The sequence below is a fragment of the Amycolatopsis sp. NPDC004079 genome, assembly GCF_040610415.1.
GTDB lineage: Bacteria > Actinomycetota > Actinomycetes > Mycobacteriales > Pseudonocardiaceae > Amycolatopsis > Amycolatopsis halotolerans.
In genome coordinates this window covers 1-2256 of record NZ_JBEXMH010000155.1, presented here as the reverse complement: position 1 = coordinate 2256, position 2256 = coordinate 1, and the positions used below count along the sequence as shown (strand labels likewise).

Below are 2256 nucleotides of genomic sequence, written 5' to 3'. Positions count from 1 at the left end.
ACACCTCCACACCCTTCGGCACCCCAGTCGAACCCGACGTATAAATCACATACGCCAAATCATCCGGACCCACCCCGACCGGCCGCTCCAGCGGAACACCTTTTCTCGCCTCGGCCACATCGACCAACTCGATCCCGTCCGGCCATTCCGCCCCGGCGGACCGCTCTCCCAGCACGACCCGAATCCCGGCGCCGCGATAAATGCGCGACCGCCGCTCGACCGGATGCTCCGCCCCCACCGGCACATACACTCCACCGGCAGCCAGCACCCCGAGCACCGCCGCCACCTGGTGCACGCCCCGGCTTACCGAAACCCCCACCGGGTCGCCGCTCCGCACCCCGCGATCCGCGAGCACACCCGCGATCCGCAACGCGCTCTCCGCCAAAGCCCCGAACGACGCGCCGTCCGAATCGCCCCACACCACCGCGATCCGAGAAGGATCCCTCACCGCCCATTCGAAGAAGCCCGACTGCAACAAGCCGTCCGGCACTTCGGCGCCGGTCGCGTTCACCGCCGCCCGGACCTCCCGATGCCCGGCCGGAAGCAGGCTGCCGACACTCGCCGCCCAGTCCGACTCGACCAGCCACTTCAGCAACCCGCGATAAGCGTCGAACATGGCGTCGAGCACGCCGTCGACGAACAGCTCGTCCACCGCGTCCCAGTTCACGTACAGGCCGCCGTCGCGCTCGGTCACCTGGTGGTCCAGCCACACCTGCGGCGTCTGCGAGATGCCCCAGACCTGTTCGCCGAACGGGAACCGCAGATCGACCACGTCCTCGGGCATGCCGAGGGCGCTGGTGAACACGACCGGCATCGAGACCGCGGCGGCGCCGGTGCGCCGGGCCATCTCCCGCAGCACCCAGATCGCCGACACCTGGCTGTGCTCCATATCCGACCAGACCTGTTCCTGGAACCGGCGCGCGACGTCCAGCCAGCGCTCTCCCGTCCCGGCCGGCCGGTGCGACACCAGCAGCAGCGAGGTGAAGTCGCCGAGGATGTTGTTGATGTCCGGATGCACCTCGCGGCGGTCGAACAGGGTGAGGTTCAGGGTGAGTTCGCCCGAGCCGCTCCAGGCGGCGAGCACCTCGGCGTAGGCGGCCGCGAGGACGGTGGCCGGGGTGAGGCCGTGCTCCCGCGCTTTGCCCGCCAGCGCCCGCCACTCGTGCGGCGGCAGCCAGGTCTCGCGGCGCACGAACCGCGGTTTGCTTACCTGGGACGGATCCTTGGCCAGCGGAAGGCCGGGGGCGGGCGGAAGCCGGTCGACCCGCTCGGACCAGTACCGCTGGGCCGTCTCCAGTTCGCCCGCGGCGGGCCCGGCTCGCAGGACGTAGTCGCGGAAGGACACACCGACCGGCGGCAGCTCGGCCGCGAGGTCGTGGTAGAGCGCGGCGAGTTCGCCGAACACGATGATGACGCTCAGCGCGTCGAGCACGATGTAGTCGAAGCTGAACGCGAGCCGGGTCCGGTCGCCGTGCCGGACCGCCCGGATCTCGACCAGCGGCCACCGTTCCGGGTCGGCGATCCGGTGGGACATCTCTTCCCGCAGTTCCGCGAGCGCGGCGTCCCCGTCCGGCCCGGCGTGCCGGACCGGGATGACGAACCGCGGCACTTCCGGCAGGACCCGCTGCCGCCCGTTCTCGTCGAAGACCGCGCGCAGCATCTCGTGCCGCGCGATCAGCCGGTTGAACGCCTCCTCCACCCGAGCGACGTCCGTGCCCGCCCCGTCGAACTCCCAGTACCAGTGCGAGCCGACGTTCCCGAGCGCGAGTTCGCTGGTCCGCCCGATCCAGTAGGCGCGCTGCACGTCGGTGCCGGGGAACGGTTCGTACCGGTGTTCCGGGTCCGCCGCCAGCACCGCGACCGGCCCGGATTCGCCGGGCCGCAGCACCGAGGCGAAGTCGGCGAGCACCGGGGTCTCGAACAGGCCCGCCAGCGTCCCGCCGGCGATCCCGGCCGCCCGAAGCCGGGCCAGCAGCCGGGTGGCGAGGAGGCTGTCGCCGCCGAGGGCGAAGAAGTTGTGCTGCCTGCCGATCTCCGGGATGCCCAGCAATTCCGCCCAAAGCCCGGCGAGCGTGGTTTCGACCTCGCCTCGAGGCGGTTCGGGCGCGGCCGCTTCCGCACCCGAGTCGAGAACTGCGGTGAGGAGTTCGCGCAGTTGCTTGCGGTCGACTTTGCCGTTAGCGGTGAGCGGAAGTCTTTCCACCGCCACAATTCGCTCGGGCACCATGTACGCCGGAAGCCGAGCCGCCACGTGCT

General features: G+C 70.8%; 1 protein-coding gene. It reads right to left on the bottom strand.

Annotation, left to right across the window (positions count from 1 at the left end):
- Positions 1-2203 (bottom strand): AMP-binding protein (locus ABZX37_RS49280; RefSeq protein WP_354751260.1); only part of this gene is annotated, 2203 nt, incomplete at its 3' end.
- Positions 2204-2256 lie beyond the last annotated feature (53 nt).